General features: G+C 46.1%; 16 protein-coding genes. 12 read left to right on the forward strand and 4 right to left on the reverse strand.

The genetic code is table 11. The annotated features are described in order from the left end of the window. Positions 1–2: 2 nt before the first annotated feature. The 3 genes from HRQ63_RS12800 (at position 3) to HRQ63_RS12810 (ending at position 5,951) form a co-directional block, all read left to right on the forward strand. A complete protein-coding gene (locus HRQ63_RS12800) occupies positions 3–923 on the forward strand; it encodes a carbohydrate ABC transporter permease (protein ID WP_229714177.1) in 921 nt (306 codons plus the stop codon). Positions 924–1,067: 144 nt separating this feature from the next. Next, on the forward strand, positions 1,068–2,483 hold the full coding sequence (locus HRQ63_RS12805) for an extracellular solute-binding protein (RefSeq protein ID WP_172244230.1): 1,416 nt from the start codon (positions 1,068–1,070) through the stop codon (positions 2,481–2,483). A 357-nt stretch (positions 2,484–2,840) separates the two neighbouring features. Continuing rightward, on the forward strand, positions 2,841–5,951 hold the full coding sequence (locus tag HRQ63_RS12810) for an alpha-mannosidase (protein WP_172244233.1): 3,111 nt from the start codon (positions 2,841–2,843) through the stop codon (positions 5,949–5,951). Positions 5,952–6,096: 145 nt separating this feature from the next. Here HRQ63_RS12810 and HRQ63_RS12815 read toward each other — a convergent pair whose 3' ends face one another. Continuing rightward, positions 6,097–6,849 (reverse strand): alpha/beta hydrolase, encoded by a 753-nt coding sequence (locus HRQ63_RS12815; protein ID WP_172244236.1) that lies wholly within the window; start codon positions 6,847–6,849, stop codon positions 6,097–6,099. A gap of 203 nt (positions 6,850–7,052) precedes the next feature. Between HRQ63_RS12815 and HRQ63_RS12820 the strand changes: the two genes are divergently transcribed. The 3 genes from HRQ63_RS12820 (at position 7,053) to HRQ63_RS12830 (ending at position 9,465) form a co-directional block, all read left to right on the forward strand. Then, positions 7,053–7,400, forward strand: coding sequence for a DUF3817 domain-containing protein (locus HRQ63_RS12820; protein WP_172244239.1), 348 nt, complete (start codon positions 7,053–7,055; stop codon positions 7,398–7,400). Between the two features lie 299 nt (positions 7,401–7,699). Beyond that, on the forward strand, positions 7,700–8,854 hold the full coding sequence (locus tag HRQ63_RS12825; RefSeq protein WP_172244242.1) for a tyrosine-type recombinase/integrase: 1,155 nt from the start codon (positions 7,700–7,702) through the stop codon (positions 8,852–8,854). 128 nt (positions 8,855–8,982) lie between these two features. After that, positions 8,983–9,465: a hypothetical protein gene (locus tag HRQ63_RS12830; protein ID WP_172244245.1), complete on the forward strand. Its 483-nt coding sequence runs from the start codon at positions 8,983–8,985 to the stop codon at positions 9,463–9,465. A 588-nt stretch (positions 9,466–10,053) separates the two neighbouring features. Here the strand turns inward: HRQ63_RS12830 and HRQ63_RS12835 are convergent. The 3 genes from HRQ63_RS12835 to HRQ63_RS12845 all read right to left on the reverse strand — a co-directional run bounded on the left by HRQ63_RS12835 (position 10,054) and on the right by HRQ63_RS12845 (position 11,754). Then, the gene (locus tag HRQ63_RS12835; protein ID WP_172244248.1) at positions 10,054–10,461 is read right to left on the reverse strand and encodes a hypothetical protein; all 408 of its coding nucleotides are present in this window, start codon (positions 10,459–10,461) and stop codon (positions 10,054–10,056) included. Positions 10,462–10,964: 503 nt separating this feature from the next. Next, positions 10,965–11,474 carry a type II toxin-antitoxin system HicB family antitoxin gene (locus HRQ63_RS12840; RefSeq protein WP_172244251.1) on the reverse strand — a complete coding sequence of 170 codons (510 nt, stop codon included), beginning with the start codon at positions 11,472–11,474 and terminating at the stop codon, positions 10,965–10,967. A gap of 22 nt (positions 11,475–11,496) precedes the next feature. After that, on the reverse strand, positions 11,497–11,754 hold the full coding sequence (locus HRQ63_RS12845) for a type II toxin-antitoxin system HicA family toxin (RefSeq protein ID WP_172244254.1): 258 nt from the start codon (positions 11,752–11,754) through the stop codon (positions 11,497–11,499). Between the two features lie 494 nt (positions 11,755–12,248). On the opposite strand from HRQ63_RS12845, the gene HRQ63_RS12850 reads away from it, so the two are divergent. The 6 genes from HRQ63_RS12850 (at position 12,249) to HRQ63_RS12875 (ending at position 17,451) form a co-directional block, all read left to right on the forward strand. Next, on the forward strand, positions 12,249–12,422 hold the full coding sequence (locus HRQ63_RS12850) for a DUF2281 domain-containing protein (RefSeq protein WP_172244257.1): 174 nt from the start codon (positions 12,249–12,251) through the stop codon (positions 12,420–12,422). Positions 12,423–12,434: 12 nt separating this feature from the next. Next, positions 12,435–12,797 (forward strand): type II toxin-antitoxin system death-on-curing family toxin, encoded by a 363-nt coding sequence (locus tag HRQ63_RS12855; RefSeq protein ID WP_216673927.1) that lies wholly within the window; start codon positions 12,435–12,437, stop codon positions 12,795–12,797. A 734-nt stretch (positions 12,798–13,531) separates the two neighbouring features. Then, complete coding sequence (locus HRQ63_RS12860) at positions 13,532–14,464, forward strand: aminoglycoside phosphotransferase family protein (RefSeq protein ID WP_172244260.1); 933 nt, start codon at positions 13,532–13,534, stop codon at positions 14,462–14,464. Positions 14,465–14,685: 221 nt separating this feature from the next. Then, the gene (locus HRQ63_RS12865) at positions 14,686–15,600 is read left to right on the forward strand and encodes a phosphotransferase (protein WP_172244263.1); all 915 of its coding nucleotides are present in this window, start codon (positions 14,686–14,688) and stop codon (positions 15,598–15,600) included. Positions 15,601–15,721: 121 nt separating this feature from the next. Next, a complete protein-coding gene (locus HRQ63_RS12870) occupies positions 15,722–16,159 on the forward strand; it encodes a DUF4362 domain-containing protein (RefSeq protein ID WP_172244266.1) in 438 nt (145 codons plus the stop codon). A gap of 194 nt (positions 16,160–16,353) precedes the next feature. Next, positions 16,354–17,451: a hypothetical protein gene (locus HRQ63_RS12875; RefSeq protein WP_172244269.1), complete on the forward strand. Its 1,098-nt coding sequence runs from the start codon at positions 16,354–16,356 to the stop codon at positions 17,449–17,451. Positions 17,452–17,465: the final 14 nt, after the last annotated feature.

Consider the following 17,465-nt stretch of genomic DNA (forward strand, 5'->3'; position numbering starts at 1 on the left):
TCATGCAGGAATTTTCGAAAAAGTTGGCCGTGCAGTTTAAGCCCAAATATCTGTTTGCGCATCTCGTGTTGTTCGGTGTCGGATTGGTGCTGTTGTACCCGCTGATCTTTATGGTCACGGTCGGCTTTTTTACGGAAGAAGAGTTTATGACGACGGTGCTCGGCCTGCTGCCGTTCGCCAAACAGCCGACTTGGGAAAATTTCCTTGTGCTGTTCAACGGTTCGGCCGACGCGGCGATCCAGCAGTATTTCCTCAATTCGACCATTCGGACCGTGTATGCGACGTTTTGGGCGCTGCTGACCGCATTGCTGGCCGGATATGTGTTTGCGCGGTTGAAGTTTCGGGGCAAAGAAGTCATCTTTCTAACGCTGCTGGCGACCCAGATGATTCCCGCTACCGTGGCGCTGATCCCGACTTATCTTCAATTCGCCAGATGGCCTTTTGCAGGCGGCAACAACATTTTCACAGGCGGTACGGGCATTCTCGACACGTGGTGGGTGTACCTGATCGGCGGTCCGAGCATCAATATCATGGGCGCTTTTCTGGTCAAGCAGTCGATGGAAAAAGTGCCGTACGAGCTCGACGAAGCGGCAAAAGTGGACGGGGCAGGAACGCTGCGCATCATTTTTCGAATCCTGCTGCCGCTGCAAATGCCGATCATGGCATTTATCGCAATCACGACGGCGCTGGCGACCTGGAACGATTTTATTACGCCGTTTTTCTATACGTCTTCCGATCATTTGCAAACGCTTCCTGCGGCGATCACCCGGTTATCTTCAGCGGCCGCAAGTCCGGGAACCGTACCCAACTGGCCGTTAATCATCACTTTGAGCTTGGGAACGACGCTTCCGGCATTGTTGTTATTCTTCTTTTTCCAAAAATATATTGTTCAAGGACTTGCGAATACGGGCATCAAAGGATAAATAGTCTCGAAACCAATTTGATATATTGAATATATTTAAATGGCGTGATATAGTGAAGGCGTAAAAAAGCCAGTGCGTTACATCGTTGGCGTTGACCATCAAGCAAGCCAAGACGATGTGCGATTTTGATATGGAGGGGTTCATGTGAAAATCAAAAAGATTGCGGCTTTAACAGGAACGGCTTTGTTGGCGGCGGCGTTGTCGGCGTGCGGCGGCGGAGGAGCGGCTACGACAGAAAACGGCACAGGCGCTGAGAAAGCAGGCGGCGAAGTCTCGTCCACGCCGGGCATGACCACAATCAAAGTGCTTAACGAAGGGGCGGTATCGATCGGAGTAGGCAAGCTGGACGATCTGTTTGCGGCAAAAGAAAAAGAATACACGGACACCGGAGTCAGCCTCGATTATACGCCGGGTTCGCCTGTCGAGACATTCCCGCTTCAGTATCAGAAAATCATGAGCGAGCAGTTGAAAAGCAAAAAGATCGAAGTGGTGACCGAGGATTGGGGCTGGGGCGAGCCGTTGATCCAAAAGCAAACCGCAGGATTCTTGGCCAAAAATATCCCGGATATCATCGTAGGCGAAACACAAATGCCGGGATTTGCGCAGCAGGGGCTGCTGGAGCCTTTCCCCGACGAGATGGCCGACGAGATTCGCGAAACGGTATCGCCCGCGGCATGGAAGCCGATGGAGGTCGACGGCAAAATTTACGGACTCGCCGCCCAGCCGGGCGTCAGCAATCTGTTCTGGAATAAAAAGTTGGTCGAACAGGCCGGGATCGATCCGAATAAGACAATCACGACGTGGCAGGAACTGCGCGATAACGTCAAAAAGGTCACCGAAGCCGGTGCAGGTAAATTCTACGGCGGCGGCGTGTACGCAGCGCCGAATTTCGGCGGTTATCTGCGCTATGGAGCGCTGATCGCGATCAACGGCGGCTCATTCGCGGACGATAGCGGTCAGCCTGCTTTTAACTCGCCGCAAAACGCCGAAACGGTCGCGCTGCTTAAAGACTTGAACGCTGCGCATCCGCCGGGTCTCATGGTCAACAATAATGAAGGCTCGTATTTCGACGCTTGGAACAAAGGCCAAATCGCATATCTGATCGACGGCCCTTGGCGGGTGCAGGAATCGAAGACTGCCGGGCTTGATCTCGGCATGGCTCCGATTCCGCTTTCGCCGAACGGCAAAGCAGCCAATGTCACGATCGGCGCAGCGTTCCATTCCGTGCCGAAAGACGCCAAAAACAAAGAAGCGGCTTTTGAATATATTAAAGTCATGTACGGCGAACAAATCCAGCAGCTCGTGGCCGATTCCAACACGCGCTCCCCGATCCTGAAATCGATCGGCGAGTCGCAAAAGTACCAAGACAAACACCCGGAAATGTATCTGCATTACCAGGCGATGTCCGGCGACGTGACGGGCTTGCCTACGTTTACCAAAGACAACTCGAAAGCGTGGCAGCTCTGGGGCGACGCGGTCGTCAAAAGTATCATGACGGACGGCGATATCCAGTCTTTGCTCGACGAAGCGCAGCAGCGTGCCCTGAATGTGACAAAGTAAAACAGGACGGCTCTGTTTGACGAGGAGCAAGTCTTGTTCGGCGGCGCGTGCGCGGGGGGCTGCGGGAGAAATTCGATTCATACGCTGTCTCACTCGGAAAACTGGATTGGATTTAAATAAGAATGTTTTCCGAGTTCAAAGGCGTCTGAATCTGAATTTCTCCCTCCGCCTGCGTGTGGCCGGGAATAAGACTTTCCTCCCAAAGGCTGCCTGTTTGGGGGTTGAAGATTTAAAAAGAACGGGGAATCTTTAATCTGCATGCAGGATCGTGCATCTCGAAAACGAAGTTTTACTATTCGCCTGAAACAGGTGAAAGCGTTCCTGCTACTTGTTTACTTAATGATTGGAGCTGAAAAGATGCCTTATGAAAATACCCGAATCATGCTGGATCGGGCGAAGCGTACGCTGAATCGGCTGCGCGAAGCGATCTATGAGCCGGTCGGCTCGCTAAATACGACCGCCTGGGTGACCAAAGAGCCTGTGTCTTACGAACAACGAACGTCCGGCGTGCAGATCCAACCAGAGCCGGGCGACAAGTGGGGTGAGCTTTGGGATTGTGCGTGGTTTCATTTTGAAGGCCGCGTGCCCGACTATGAGCTTGGACCGCTGCGCCAAGCGGTGCTGCTGATCGACGTTAACGGCGAATTGTGTTTGGTCGACGAAGAAGGCTCGCCGCGCCAAGGACTGACGAATATCAACTCCGGGTTCGAGACGGCGCTGGGGCTTCCGGGCAAGAGGGTGGTTCGGCTCGGCAGCGACGCCTCCGGCCAGTCGATCGATCTCTGGGCCGACGCGGGCTGCAACGATCTGTTCGGAGGCTTCAGCGGCGGCACGATGAAGGAAGCACGGATTGCGATCTGCCATGAAGAGACGCGCCGGCTGTATTACGATTTCGAAGTGCTGATCGAGCTTGCGGAGCAGACGGAAGAAAAAAGCGCCCGCCGCGCCCGGGTTCTGCAAGCGCTGTACGAAGCGTCGCTCAAGCTGTCGGTCATCGACGAAAACAGCGTGCGGCAGGCGAGCGAACGGGTGCGTCCGGAACTTGAGAAAAAAGGCGGCGATCCGACGCTCACGATCAGCGCCGTCGGTCACGCGCATATCGATCTCGCCTGGCTGTGGCCGATCCGCGAAACGATCCGCAAAGGCGCGAGAACTTTTTCTACCGTGCTGCGCAATATGGAGAAGTACCCGGATTACGTATTCGGCGCCAGCCAACCGCAGCTGTATCAATGGATGAAAGAATATTATCCGAAGCTGTACGGGCAGATCGGGGAGCGAGTGCGCGAAGGACGCTGGGAGCTGCAGGGGGCGATGTGGGTCGAGCCGGACACCAATATCTCGGGCGGCGAAGCGCTGGTGCGGCAGATCCTGTACGGCAAACGCTTTTTCAAAAAGGAGTACGGTCAGGACATTACCACGTTGTGGCTCCCGGACGTGTTCGGATACAGCGCCAGTCTTCCGCAGCTGCTGCGCAAATCCGGCGTCGATTACATGATGACCCAAAAGCTGTCGTGGAGCGTGTACAACACGCATCCGCACCACAGCTTCCACTGGGAAGGCATCGACGGCAGCCGGGTGCTGACGCATCTGCCGCCGGAAGACACGTACAACGGCCCGGCCGCCCCGCGTTCGCTGGCGAAGATCGAACAGGCTTACCTCGACAAAAACGTGTCCGAGCACGCGCTGATGCTGTTCGGGATCGGCGACGGCGGCGGAGGACCGGGCGAAGAGCATCTGGAGCGGCTGAAGCGCGAACATAATCTGCTCGGGTTGCCGCCGGTCGTACAGGAGCCTTCGTTGGACTTTTTCCGGAAGCTAGAACGCGAGCAGGATCGCTTCGAGACGTACCGCGGCGAGCTGTATCTGGAAAAGCATCAGGGCACGCTGACCTCGCAGGCCCGCAACAAACGCTACAATCGTCGGATGGAAAAAGCGCTGCGACAGCTGGAATTCACGGCTTCGTTGGCTTTGAGTCTCGGCGGTACGGCGGACGATTATCCGACGGAAGCGTTGGAGCGGATTTGGAAAGAAACGCTGCTGTATCAGTTCCACGACATTTTGCCAGGGTCGTCGATTACGCGGGTGTTCGACGAGTCGTTGGCGCGCTATGCGGTGCTGCTGGACGAGACGACGACGCTGCTTCAGCAAGCGCAGGCGAGGGTCGCCGAACTTGCGGGAGTCGCGGACGACGAAGGCTTGGCGTTCAACTCGCTTCCGTGGGAACGGGAAGAGGTCGTGGAACGGGAAGGCCGTCGTTACTTGGTAACCGTGCCGCCGATGGGCTTCGCGTCATTGAAGAGAGCAGAGCGGTTGGACGGGGAAAAGCTGGCCGCCTACAATGCCGGGCTGATCGCCGAAGAACGGCTATTGGCCAACCGACATCTGCGCGCGGAGTTCAACGAACAAGGCGGGCTTGTCTCGTTGGTGCAGGCCGATACGGGACGCGAAGCGATCGCGTCGGGCTTAGAGGGCAACGTGCTGACGGTGTATCATGACGACGGCGATGCTTGGGACTTCGCGCGCGATTACCGCGACACGGTCGCCGGAGTGTTCGAGTTGATCAGAAGCCGCGCGTCCGTCGAAGGAACAAGCGCGGTGCTGGAGCAGCAGTATGCGTTCGGGCAATCGACGCTGACGCAGCGGATACTGCTGGACACGGGCGCGGACACGCTGCGTTTCGAGAGCAAGGTCGACTGGCAGGAATCCGGCAAAATGCTGCGCGCGTCGTTCCCGGTTCAGGTGACGGCGGATCAGGTCAACTGCGAGATTCAATTCGGTTATTTGAAACGTCCGACGACCCGCAACAACGCGATTGAATTCGCCCGGGACGAGATCTGCGCGCATCAATACATCGACTTGTCGCAGCCGGATTACGGCGTATCGCTGCTGAGCGACAGCAAGTACGGCTACAGCGCGGAAGGAAATATGCTCGATATCAACCTGCTGCGCAGCCCCGGCTATCCCGACCCGGTCGCGGACCGCGCGGAGCATGAATTCGTTTACGCGCTGTACCCGCATGCCGGAGACTTCGTGCAAGCGCGGACGTATCGGAAAGGATATGAATTGAACACCCCGTTGACGGTAGGAGGCGCTTCGGCCGAAGGCGGTACTTTTGCAGCGTTCGTCGATGAGGGACAAGTCTCGGATCAAGCGGCTAATGGGGTCGCGGGTCATTCGCTGATCACGGTCGATCATCCTCATATCATGGTGGAAGCCGTCAAAAAAGCCGAGGATTCGGATCATCTGATCGTGCGCTTGTACGAGACTGCCGGAACGCGCGCGGAAGCCGTTGTGACAATCGGACATCCGTGCCAAGAAATCGTGGAGACGGATCTGATGGAGCAGGTGCTGGAGGAGGAGAGCGTGCAGGTCAGCAAAAGCGGCAACGGCAGCCTGACAGATACGACGTTAATTTTCGGAGCTTTTGAGATTAAGACTTTGCGTATTTTGAAAAAGACTTCACTCTAAGTAAATAGGCGAAGGGGAAAATTCAGTGAAAGACGCCTTTGAACTCGGAAATCTTCACCTGCAAACTTCATCCAGCTTTCCGAGTGAGACAGCGGCTTGAACGAATTTTCCCCGCAGCCTTTAGCTTTCTTTTACGAACAGGATTCTAATCACACTCTCCCCACTGCAAGGTTTGAAGAAAGCGATACACATCTTCGAATACCTCAGCCTGCTCCGCTCCCAACGTCAAAATATGCCCGGATTCCGGATACACCGTGTAACTTTTGCACGGGTTCGGCACGTTCTCGTAGATCACCTTCGCACTATCCAGATACAACTGCTGATCCAATCCTCCCTGCATGACCGCCACTGGCGCTTCGATATCCTTGAGCTGCCTGCCCGTTTCCGAGATCATGTCCTGAAGTACGGAAAGTTGCTCGCGCGGCAAAGACTCAAGCGCTTCGACTTCGGCCTGTACCGTATCCGGCATTTTGCCTTCGAAAGTCTTGTACTGCCTGGCATAACCGACGATGCGCTCGAACAACTCCTCGGCGCTTTTGCCCTGGATCGGCGCGCACATCGACACGACTCCGGCAACCGGATATTCCGCGCCGAGCCGCAAAGCGAACACGCCTCCCAGCGATACGCCCGCTACCGCGATTTGCGTATGACCTTCCGCGATCAGCAGACGGTAACCTTCCTCGGCATCGCGCCACCAGTTTTCCGGCGACAGCTCCAGCAGTTCTTCGGCTGCACCGCCGTGTCCCGTGTACAGCGGAGCATGGCAGGTGTAGCCTTTTTCATGCAGATAACGGCCTAACTTGCGTACGTCCGCCGTGTTTCCGGTAAAGCCGTGCAGCAGCAAAACAGCTCGTTTTCCGGCTCGGTAAGTAAAAGGCTGCGGCGGGATCATTTTCATGGGATTCACTCCGATTCGAAGGTGGTGGATGCTTGATGGTCTCTCCTTATATCTAACCATACATATGTAATGCTTTAAAGTTGAGAAGTATACGAAAGTTCCGTTAGAATAGGGAAGATACGACCATTTAGGGACGCTTGCGCAAGCGAATCGGTGCGTTTACCGCCGTTTACGCAAACGCCTTCAAATTCGAGGAGGGTGTCATGTTAAAGACTGTATTGGGGAGATTCAAAGTGATCGGGGTGCTGGAAGGGATTTCGTTCCTACTGCTGCTTCTGGTCGCGATGCCGCTGAAGTACGCAGCGGGCATCGATATGGCCGTGACGATCGTCGGAGCAGCGCATGGGGCATTATTCGTCTTGTACATTTTGGCGGCTTTCCATGCGTTTATCGCGTTAAAATGGAGCATGAAAAAGCTGTTCTGGGCGCTTGTCGCTTCAGTACTTCCAATCGGCACGTTCGTGTTCGAAGCGCATTTGAACAAAGAGATCAAAGCGGGACGGATGTACGGTTCGACGCAGGAAGCGAATCAAGCCAGAAGGGCCGGATAAGGCGCATTTTAGTCAAGCAGCCGTTGATTCTGGACAAAAGATTGAGAATCGTTTTATCATAATCGATATAGGCAGAATGGGCATCGAAAGAATCGGGCCTCAGGATGGACTTCCATCTTGAGGTCCTTTTTTTGCGTAAAAACCAGATTTCCAAAAATTCCAGATGATGATAAACTTTGAGGAGGCAAGCCGGCACCATGTCAACGCTAAAAGTAAGGTTATGTTTGACTGAAACGCACCTAAAGCGTGTGCATTTCAGCCAAACATAATCCTATGATTAAGAGTTGACAAGCTGCTAGATGAAGATCGAGTTGGCGTATCGGGATGAGAAGGCGATCGGAGTGAAGCTGGAACGCTATGGGCCTGAGAAGTTGAAAGGGGTTCGTTCCGTGCCGGGCAGAAAATTTATTCCGGATGAAAAGGTCTGGACGATTCCGTATACGGTTTCGGGCTTGGGAGCTTTGTTGGATGCCTATGCAAAAGATTTTTTCACATGCGATGAACGTTTGGAAAAGCAGGATTCGTATTTACGCGAGCAGGTGGACAATCATAATAAGCTGCGGCAGCAGGAGATGACACCTGTTCCCTTGGAGGAGCCGCAGGTATGGAGTTCTGATCGGAAGAAAGATTTGCAAGACGCGCTTCGAGCAAGAGGGTATAGCGGGAAAACGGTCAAAGCTTATACGCTTCAGGTACAGCGTTTTTTCAATGAAGTGCTGCTTAATGAGAAGGAAATTAATGACGCTGTCGTGCAAAAGTACTCATTAAAACTGCTGGAAAAAGACCTTTCGCATGCTTATGTGAATCAGGCAATCAGTGCTTTGAAGTTTTATTTCCGACATGTGTTGAAACGTCCCAACTCTAACGGTTATGTGCGTCCTAAAAAAGAAAGTAAACTACCGGATGTATTATCGCTCGGTGAAGTGGCGCGTCTATTAAAAAGCGTGAAAAACCTAAAGCATCGGGCGATGCTGATCGTGACGTATACGTCGGGGCTGCGTGTCGGCGAAGTGGTAAGGCTGCGGCCGGAGGACTGTGATCGGGAGCGAAACGTCGTGAAGGTCCGTCAAGGAAAAGGCCGGAAAGATCGCCAGACGTTATTGTCCGAAACAGCGAATGCGGTACTGGATCAGTATATCCAACAGGAAAAGCCGGACGGTTGGTTGTTTCCGGGACAAAAGGAAGGGCGGCATTTGACGGAACGCTCCGCGCAGAAAGTGTTTGAAAAAGCGCTGATTCAAGCGGAGATTCAAAAAGAAGTCAGCATCCATTCGTTGAGGCATTCGTTTGCAACGCATTTGTTGGAGAACGGGATTGATCTTCGTTATATTCAAGAGCTGCTTGGGCATCAGAGCGTGCGGACTACAGAAAGGTATACGCATGTGAGTAGAAGAGATATTGGGCGGATTCAAAGTCCTTTGGATCGGCTGGGCGGGATGGAGCAAGAAGATTGAGCTCGTAAATAACACGGTATGGGTGTGTATTGGGAAGTTCGGGAATAGCACGGTAGGAATGTGTATCATGAAGTTCGTAAATATTTCTTGTACGAAGTGTAGACGAAATTCTAAAACCGAGGATCATTATGAAAACAATAAAAGCATTATCAAGATACTATTATATAGGATTAGTGATTGGCTACTTCACTAAGAAAAATGTCCTTGATTGGACAGATCGGACGATTGAAGGAAACAAGCAATTTCCATACGAACTGATTGAGATTTCCTTGTCTAGTCACAAACCGTCGGTAGATATAGCATCAAAACTTAAACAGATTTATGGAGAAGAGATCCTACAAGAACCCCTTTATCAGCTTTTAGGAGAACTCGTAAATGATTTTGAAATGGGTAGAATTGCAGAAGAAGAATTATTTACTTATCTATCTGGCTTACATTATCAAGAAAGTGAGATCGTTTTAGATGAAGATCTATCAGATTCGTTAAATCGATTAGACGACGCTTATTATTTAGCCTCGGAAGGAATATATGGAGATGTAAAGACTGTTTGTGAAGAAGGAATAGATGAACTAAACAAATATAAAGAATATATAGGGCGAATTAAAGAATAGCAGAACTTCGTCTAACATAATATTCACGCTGCGGGCATCCGCCCTTGATCCGGCATGCGCCGGATACTCGACATACGTCGAGTCGTGAATACAGGAACGTTATGTGCAACCTGAAAGTCTGAGAAACGATAAGCCATATTGAAACACAAAAGCTCTGAATAGCATATCGATTTTTTTGTTTGGATTTTAAAAAGGAAAGAAACCTCAAAGCTAAAAAGATAATTCCATGAGAGGTCAAGATTCAAAATAATAAGCACAAAGTCACTTTAGATAAATAAGAAGAAAATATAAATACTCTATTGGTAAAAAAAGTTAAAAATATAGTGAAGAGATGGAAAGAAAATATATAATATAAGAAAGAAATAAAAGAACTTAAGAATATTCACAAGGATTCAGGTAGCATACAACACAGTATTCATACTATGCCCATAAATTATCGACTAGCTCTAAATTATAGAGTAAATAGTGAGGATATAGCAGAGTTACATACTACCTGAATATGAAATTATTAGAAGTGAACAACATTTGTACGATGCGAGTATAAGGAAAGGTAAAATACAGTATTTATTAATTTTTTATTTTTAAATATCAGTCTAAATTATCTTCGTCAATTATAGGCGCTATTATTAAAGGTTGGTCCATCATTCTATCTGTTAAGAATGCGGTTAAATAACTTATTTCATTAGCTAAGGGACTTAAAATAACTGAAATATGTTTTCTGAAATCTGATTCTTTTATGGGCTCTTTCAATCTGAATTCTAACTCATAATCTAAATTGATATCATAAATGGCTTGAGGCTCAAAATATAAATGCGCATTAAACTTAATTCTCAACAACTCTTCTGTATTTTCTAAAATTGTATATTTATATTTGGAAATTTGAGAAATCTCAACCTCTTCTTTTTTTCTTGATTCAAATAAGTTTTCCAACTTAAGGTTTAAAAGAACGAATTTTTTTCCTTTAATTTTTCTCAGTATATCCATTTTATCATTCATATTGATTTTCCCTTCAAACTAAATTGTCTGATTTTTTTCATTAAATAAGACTTACAGATAACGTTCCTGTATTCACGACTCGACGTATATTAGGTGTCCGGTGAATGCCGGACCAAGGACGTATGCCCGCAGCGTGAATATTATGTTATATGTCGTAAAATTGACGGGCTTCTCTGCTTTCTCCCGCAAACTTACATCCAGTCTGCTTCCGTATGGAAGCGCACCTTATCTTTTAATCAAATCGCATTCCCTTACATTGATCAGTTTCCGCATGGAAACGTTTCTCATCCGCTCTGCGCTTGTTCTCCCAAGTCCAGATTCGTACAGAATCGGTTGCTTATTGTCTTTGCTCTTCATTTATCCTTGTATTTCCGTCGAAGTTCATCTTCTTATAACGTTCCTGTATTCACGACTTGGCGTATGCTGAGTGTCCAGCGACTGACGGATCCAGGGCGAATGCCCGCAGCGTGAATATTATATTATAAGTAAAATTAAAACAGCTCTCAGAATATTTCAGAGTCGTGCATAGAAAGAGTGCTAACCAAAGAATTTCTTTTGAATTTATTGCGATCAAAAGCATCCCATTGTTTGGAAATAGCCTGAAAAGCTACGTCTTTTTGATTTTGTATATGATGCTCAAAAATTGATTTTAAACCTTGATCATATCCCATACCAAATGAGATGTAAGATTGTATTAACTGATTAATGCTGACGTCCTCTTCTTGAGATTTTTCAGCTAGTTTTTTATGAATGTATTTTGGAATTCTAAGTGATAGTTTCCCACTATACTCATTAAACGGTTTATACTCTCCATCAAATTCTGGTATAGAACGCCCTAATTCTTGTGCTGTTTCAATCCATGCTTTTATTGCATCTTGAACATTTTCTAATGCTTCTACAGGTGTTTCACCATCACTCATGCAACCTGGCAAACTTGGGACAGTGGCGAGAAAACCGCCACCATCCTCTAACGTAAGTGCTTGAATTTCAATTTTGTAATTTGGGAAAGCCATGTATATATTTCCCTCCTAAAAATTAATTATTAAGTTCATCAATAACAGCTTCAAGTGCTTTAATAGCTTTTTTTACGTAAATTATTTTTAAAGGTCTTTCTTTCGGTATTGTTAATATTTCAAATAGGTCTGGATGACTATAAGTATAATGACTAGATCCAGAGCGCGGCGTCCTCCTTTCGAACCTCCCAAATTTTTGAAGAAGCTTATCCAAATCTTCAAAACGTACATTTTTGGGGTTGTTTTTAATTTCAAAGTAAAGATCTTGATAATGCCCCATTGAATTGCCTCCATCGTTATTCCGTCTTATGGAGAAACTTTTTAGTATCAAATACGGTATCACTTAAATGAATAATATCGTATTTGATACTAGTATTCAAGCAATCTATTCTTGCAAATAGCTCATTGAAATTAGAATATATATCTAAATAAAAGTATGTATATAACACAATAAAAGTATTTAAATAAAAAATTAACAAAGGTAAAAATTATAATTTAAAAATATAAAGAGAAATCGTAGGATTAACAGAGAAAAGGCTCAATCAAGAGTAATAAAATTCTTAAGATTGCAGGCAGCATATAACATAATATTCACGCTGCGGACATTCGTCCTTGGTCTGACATTCGCCAGACACCCCACATGCGTCGGGTCGTGAATGCAGGAACGTTATACGTAATACCTGAAAAACATATTTAAAAACTAGACCAGACAAAGAGTTAATTGATTTAACATTTTGCGTTATGCTGTGAAGTAAGAATAGGAGGGGATTGATCATGAGCCTGGAACAAAAATTGATTAACGACTTTTTATCTTTACCCCAAGAAAAACAAATGGAAGTCATTGATTTTGTAAAGTTTCTAAAGACGAAAAATGCATCTCAAACCGAATCTATGATGGACGACATCATCAACGAGAATTTAGAAGCGCTTAAAGAACTCGCCAAATGAGATCGATTACGATTGACCAATTTGATGATCTATCATCAAAAGATCATGAAAGTAACGGGTGGAGCAGATGGAGTCAGAGATCAAGGATTGCTAGAAAGTGCATTGGGTAAAGCTGAACAGACTTTCGATGGTGAAGAATTGTACTCAGAGCTAATAAGGAAAGTTTCTGTCGTGATTTTCTCCTTAATCAAAAACCATGGATTCGTGGATGGAAATAAACGTGTTGGAGTAGCCGTTATGCTACTTTTACTTCAATTAAATGGATATTCTATTCAATATAGTCAAGATGAACTCGTTCAATTAGGATTGGGAACAGCAGAAGGCAAATTAAATGAAAAAGATATTGAGGAATGGATAATAAGGCATCGACAATGAAGCTCGGTGTCTTATTCTATATCTTCTCGAATATTCAAGGAAGACCGGTACTACGTATAACCTAATATTCACGCTGCGGACATTCGTCTTTGATCCGGCATGCATTGGGCCGTAAATACATGAACGTCATATGAAATCCTCAAGTTCAAATATTTCTATGTAAACCTATTTGTTGTAAGATGGAAGTAATCCATTATGGAAGCGAGGCCATAGCTTGATACCTCCTTATGTTATAGATCTCTAGGTACGTTACTCTGTACCTTAACAGGTAAATATAAAAGTAAGTACCGGGGATCTTATTGTTCGATAACGATGAAGTTGAAGCATGGGAATTGGAACAGTTTAACAAGTATTTGGATGCTCAAATCAGGTACAAAAGAGATTTCGACCCTCGAATCAAGAGACTCAACGAGTTTCGAAATCACAGAAGAACGAAGTATTTTTATAATCACGAAGTTAAATCGATTCGAAAGCTCACTCAAAGAAGATTTAGAATGAAGTTCAAGAACAATATTGGCAATGAAGTCTATTTTAAGCCTGTACCTCATGATTATCGAACCAATGGATGGTTGTCTTTTTAAGAAGGGAAGGAGAGAAGAAATTCTCTCTTTCCTTTTTTTGAGAAATTGTTTACAACTCAGGCAGTGGGGATCAGATAAGACTATATTCACGCTGAGTGGCTAAGGGGTCCGGCATTCATACTGTCTTGAAAAATATAAGGGAGGTACTTGCTCATGATATCCAATACAGACGTAAAATTAAAAGTACTAAAAAGATACAACATTAATGAAAAAGATTTGATAGGTTCTGGAATGGAAGCGGAAGTCTACGGTTATGGCGAAGATAAAGTATTAAAAATATACCAGGGTACATCCAATTACAAAAAACAAGGAATTTTAAAACGTTTCTACGATTCTATTCAATCTAATGATATTAGTTTTGAATTCCCCTATATTTACAATATCATTGATGAAGATGATATAGTCGTCACGATTGAAAAACGAATCATCGGGGAGAATATGGAGAATGTGTTATCGCGAATGAATGATGAACAATTAGAAACCGTAATGAAAAATTACCTTTCGGCAAATTTAGAAATGCAAGCAGTGAAACCGGATCCGAATTTCGAAGGATATAAGTTATTTGACGATCATGGAATTCCTGCATCGCAACAGAAGGACTGGCATGATGTATTGAAACAATATCTTGTAAAAAAACAGAAAGAGTTGCAGGGACATTTTTCGGAAGACGTTATGAACTACGAAGAAAAATTACGAATAATACTGGAGATTTTATCGTTTGAATATCAAGGGCATCATTCGTTGATTCATGGTGACTTTTATCCCGGAAATGTACTTATTAATGAAGAAGGTAAAATTACCGGCTTGATCGATTTTGGATTGATGACGATGTATGGAGATTACTTATTTGATGTTGCTACAGGTTGGGTGTTTTTTGATATGTACAACGAATTGAAGGCAAATATTTTGGAAAGATACTTAGATTTAATTATGAGTACTCTAGGTGAAGAAGTAAGAGAAAAACTCTATTTTTATGTATTGGTATTCAGTATGATTTCTGCGAATTTCTATTCCGAAGATTGTAGCGATGGTCATTACCAATGGTGCGTAAAAAATTTAAATAATGAAATGTACTGGAGTTTTTGAAAAACGTTATATAGAGGCTGCAAAAGCTTTGCTAGAAAAAATCGACGAAATGATACTCAAACAATCAAAAGATTCGTATTCACAATATCCTATTGATTAATAAAATATACAAGCGGCGGTAATGATGTAACAAAGGCAGGAAATAGCAAGAATCATTAGTGCGATAGCGTATGGTGCAAGGTCAAGCGAATGGAATTTTGGTTTTATGGAGGTAAGCAGGTATGGGCGGTTCGAATCAATGGGATGCAGAATGGGAAGTGTCGGAAGAATTAGCGCATCAATTAATAAGCAATCAGTTTCCGCAGTTGGCTTCAAAACGCATACAAAAGCTAGGCCACGGCTGGGACAATACGGTTTATCTCGTCGGGACCGAATACGTATTCCGATTTCCGAGAAGAGAAGTTGCGATTCATTCGTTAACGATAGAGAAAAACATACTGCCCAAGCTTAAAGACTATTGTTCGATTGAATATTCGCTGCCTTTATTTTTTGGGGAGGGTAAATATGGTTATCCGGCACCCTTTTTGGGCTACTCTTATTTATCCGGCGAATTTCCGATCGGATTGACGGACGAGCAGCGTGCTGTTTCGGCAACCACCCTTGCTGTATTTCTAAAAAACTTACATGCATTCCCCGTGCGGATCGCCGAAGAAAACGGAGTTCGACATGATCATCGAAATCTGACCGATATTGCGCTGCGCAAAGAAAAGATGCATCAATTCCTTTCGAACATTTCCTCTCATTTAAGCGAAGAAGAGTACTTCGCTTTAGCGAATTATCTAAAACAGCTTTCAATTAAAAAAGTGAAGCCAAAGCATACATTCCTTCATGGCGATCTTCATTTCAAAAATATGCTGGTGGATAAGAACGGAAAGATTTCAGGCATTATCGACTGGGGAGACATTAACATCGGCCATCCGGCTTGCGACTTGAATGTTGTATACAGCTTTTTACCTCCGAATGCGCGCCCAACCTTTTTCGACGTATATGGGGAAGTCGATGAAGAAACGAAGCTGTTAGCACGCTTGATGGCCATATATATCCCCATTTTGATCATGATGCAGGCGATTGATCTTAATGATCTAAGGTCGATCGATGAAGCAAAGGCAACCATAAAACGTGCGCTCGCTGACTAAGATGTGGAATCCGAATTAAAAGAACTATGGGAAGAGAGCGGAGAGTGTCAGAAATGGGAACGTACAATAAAAGATTTGGAAACCAGAATCGAAGAGCTAAAATGAATGTGGAGGAGAACTAATGAAAAACGGTGTACTGGTTTTTGCATCAGTTTTAATTATTTCTTTAGCCGGATGTAGTATGTCAAAGCCTTATGATGTTGAAGCAGCTATTAGGCAGGGAGAGATTGTAGATTTGCACGGACAAGTATCGAATGCTCAAAGGATAGAAGAATTTAATCAGAACATTTTGCAAAACGTTAAAGATAAAATCAGAATTACTCGATTCACGGTTGAAGGAGATCCAATATTCTATGATATTCAATTCGATGGTAAAGAAATTAAATTCAGATCTGACCATTCGAAAGATAAACATGGAACAGGTAAAAGACAATCTACAGCGTGTGAGTCATTTTTGACCAGAGAGACCCGGAATGGTATTGAATATAGTTTTGATGGATGCTCTGGAAAGAATGAAGATATAGGGAATAGTTTTAAACTTGAAGTCATTACTGAATAAAATGAATGTATTCTGCTGCTATTGGTCGGGCATTTGCCGTACACTCGATGCGCTGACCGCCGAGCATGTGTTAACCAATACTTCTCTGAAAAAGGCCTCCTTTTGGAAAAGGAAGGTTTTTTAGGTTCGACTTTACCGGAATCGTTTAAACAGATGGAATCGGAAAAAGGTTGGCTAGAAAAGGAGGCGTTTGTTTGAGCAGAGGACATTCGAAGAAATGGAAAAAGTGGTCATTGGCGGTATTGGCCGTTTCGACTGCGACGGGCGGAACTTATACGCTGCCGCATACCTTTGCTGTCGAAAAAGACGGACAAACGAGTCAATCGGTTCGACAGGTTTCGGCTTCGGCCGCGAGCGTGCAGGCGGAAGTCGTTGCGCCCGTCATCGCGGTCGATCCGAAAAAAGATTCGATCTCGGCTTCCCGCAAAGCTTTGATCAAGCTGGGAATGATGAATCTAAGCACGGCAGCGGCTTCCGACTTCTACTCGTCGGAGAGCCTGCTGCTACAGTTGAAGCAAGCCCGGCATCGGGCCAATAAGGTTGCTCTCGATCCGAAAGCGTCTGCGGATCAAATATACTACGCCTCGCGCAGACTGGAGGAGTCGATCGACCGGTATAACAAAGGCACGGTCAGCAGCGCGGAGGTGCTCGGTAAAATATTGAAGTACGAGAAAGCGTTCGTTTTGAACGGCGAAAACGAACATGCGTTAAACGAGATTGAACGATTTGCTTTAAAAGGAATCAAAGAAGCACAGGCCAAGCTTGCAGCCGACTCGACAGAGGCGGGCGTACAGGCCGCTTACAAGCATTTTTTGTCCGTCGATGCGGATGCCAATGACCGGGAACCGATTGAATTGCAGAAAAGTATCGACTTTTTGCAGCGCTATCAAGAAAATTACGCCGCTAAAATAGAAGATGCCGGGTCCAGCGCAAAAGAAGTCATGCTGCAGCGGGAAATTTACGAGCAAGCCGCAAAAGCGATGCAGTCCGCGATCGGCGCCAAAGTAAGAAAAAACGAGATGACCGTCGCATCCGCGAACGTGATCAACGCCTACTGGGCTTTCTTGGAAGGCATGCGCCTATCGGATGATCTGAAGCAAGCCCGTCCGCTGCTGGATTCGCCGATCGGCAAAGAGGAAGGACAATATACCGCTTCGTCGCTCCGCACGCTCGAATACGGGATCAACAAAGCGGAGTCTTCGCTGAAACAATCGGAAATAGGGGAAGAGTTGGAACAGGCTCGGGAAAAGCTGGCCGTTGCGGTCACAACGTTCAAAGCAAGCCGAAATTGATTTTCTTGGGAAAA

The organism is Saccharibacillus endophyticus (genome assembly GCF_013185185.1).
Lineage (GTDB): Bacteria > Bacillota > Bacilli > Paenibacillales > Paenibacillaceae > Saccharibacillus > Saccharibacillus endophyticus.

Bases quoted from the DNA above. Each gene is read 5' to 3' on its own strand.
- HRQ63_RS12815 (WP_172244236.1), bottom strand. From the start codon at position 6,849: ATGAAAATGATCCCGCCGCAGCCTTTTACTTACCGAGCCGGAAAACGA.
- HRQ63_RS12825 (WP_172244242.1), top strand. From the start codon at position 7,700: ATGAAGATCGAGTTGGCGTATCGGGATGAGAAGGCGATCGGAGTGAAG.
- HRQ63_RS12850 (WP_172244257.1), top strand. From the start codon at position 12,249: ATGAGCCTGGAACAAAAATTGATTAACGACTTTTTATCTTTACCCCAA.
- HRQ63_RS12820 (WP_172244239.1), top strand. From the start codon at position 7,053: ATGTTAAAGACTGTATTGGGGAGATTCAAAGTGATCGGGGTGCTGGAA.
- HRQ63_RS12845 (WP_172244254.1), bottom strand. From the start codon at position 11,754: ATGGGGCATTATCAAGATCTTTACTTTGAAATTAAAAACAACCCCAAA.
- HRQ63_RS12835 (WP_172244248.1), bottom strand. From the start codon at position 10,461: ATGAATGATAAAATGGATATACTGAGAAAAATTAAAGGAAAAAAATTC.
- HRQ63_RS12865 (WP_172244263.1), top strand. From the start codon at position 14,686: ATGGGCGGTTCGAATCAATGGGATGCAGAATGGGAAGTGTCGGAAGAA.
- HRQ63_RS12870 (WP_172244266.1), top strand. From the start codon at position 15,722: ATGAAAAACGGTGTACTGGTTTTTGCATCAGTTTTAATTATTTCTTTA.
- HRQ63_RS12860 (WP_172244260.1), top strand. From the start codon at position 13,532: ATGATATCCAATACAGACGTAAAATTAAAAGTACTAAAAAGATACAAC.
- HRQ63_RS12800 (WP_229714177.1), top strand. From the start codon at position 3: ATGCAGGAATTTTCGAAAAAGTTGGCCGTGCAGTTTAAGCCCAAATAT.
- HRQ63_RS12830 (WP_172244245.1), top strand. From the start codon at position 8,983: ATGAAAACAATAAAAGCATTATCAAGATACTATTATATAGGATTAGTG.
- HRQ63_RS12840 (WP_172244251.1), bottom strand. From the start codon at position 11,474: ATGGCTTTCCCAAATTACAAAATTGAAATTCAAGCACTTACGTTAGAG.
- HRQ63_RS12810 (WP_172244233.1), top strand. From the start codon at position 2,841: ATGCCTTATGAAAATACCCGAATCATGCTGGATCGGGCGAAGCGTACG.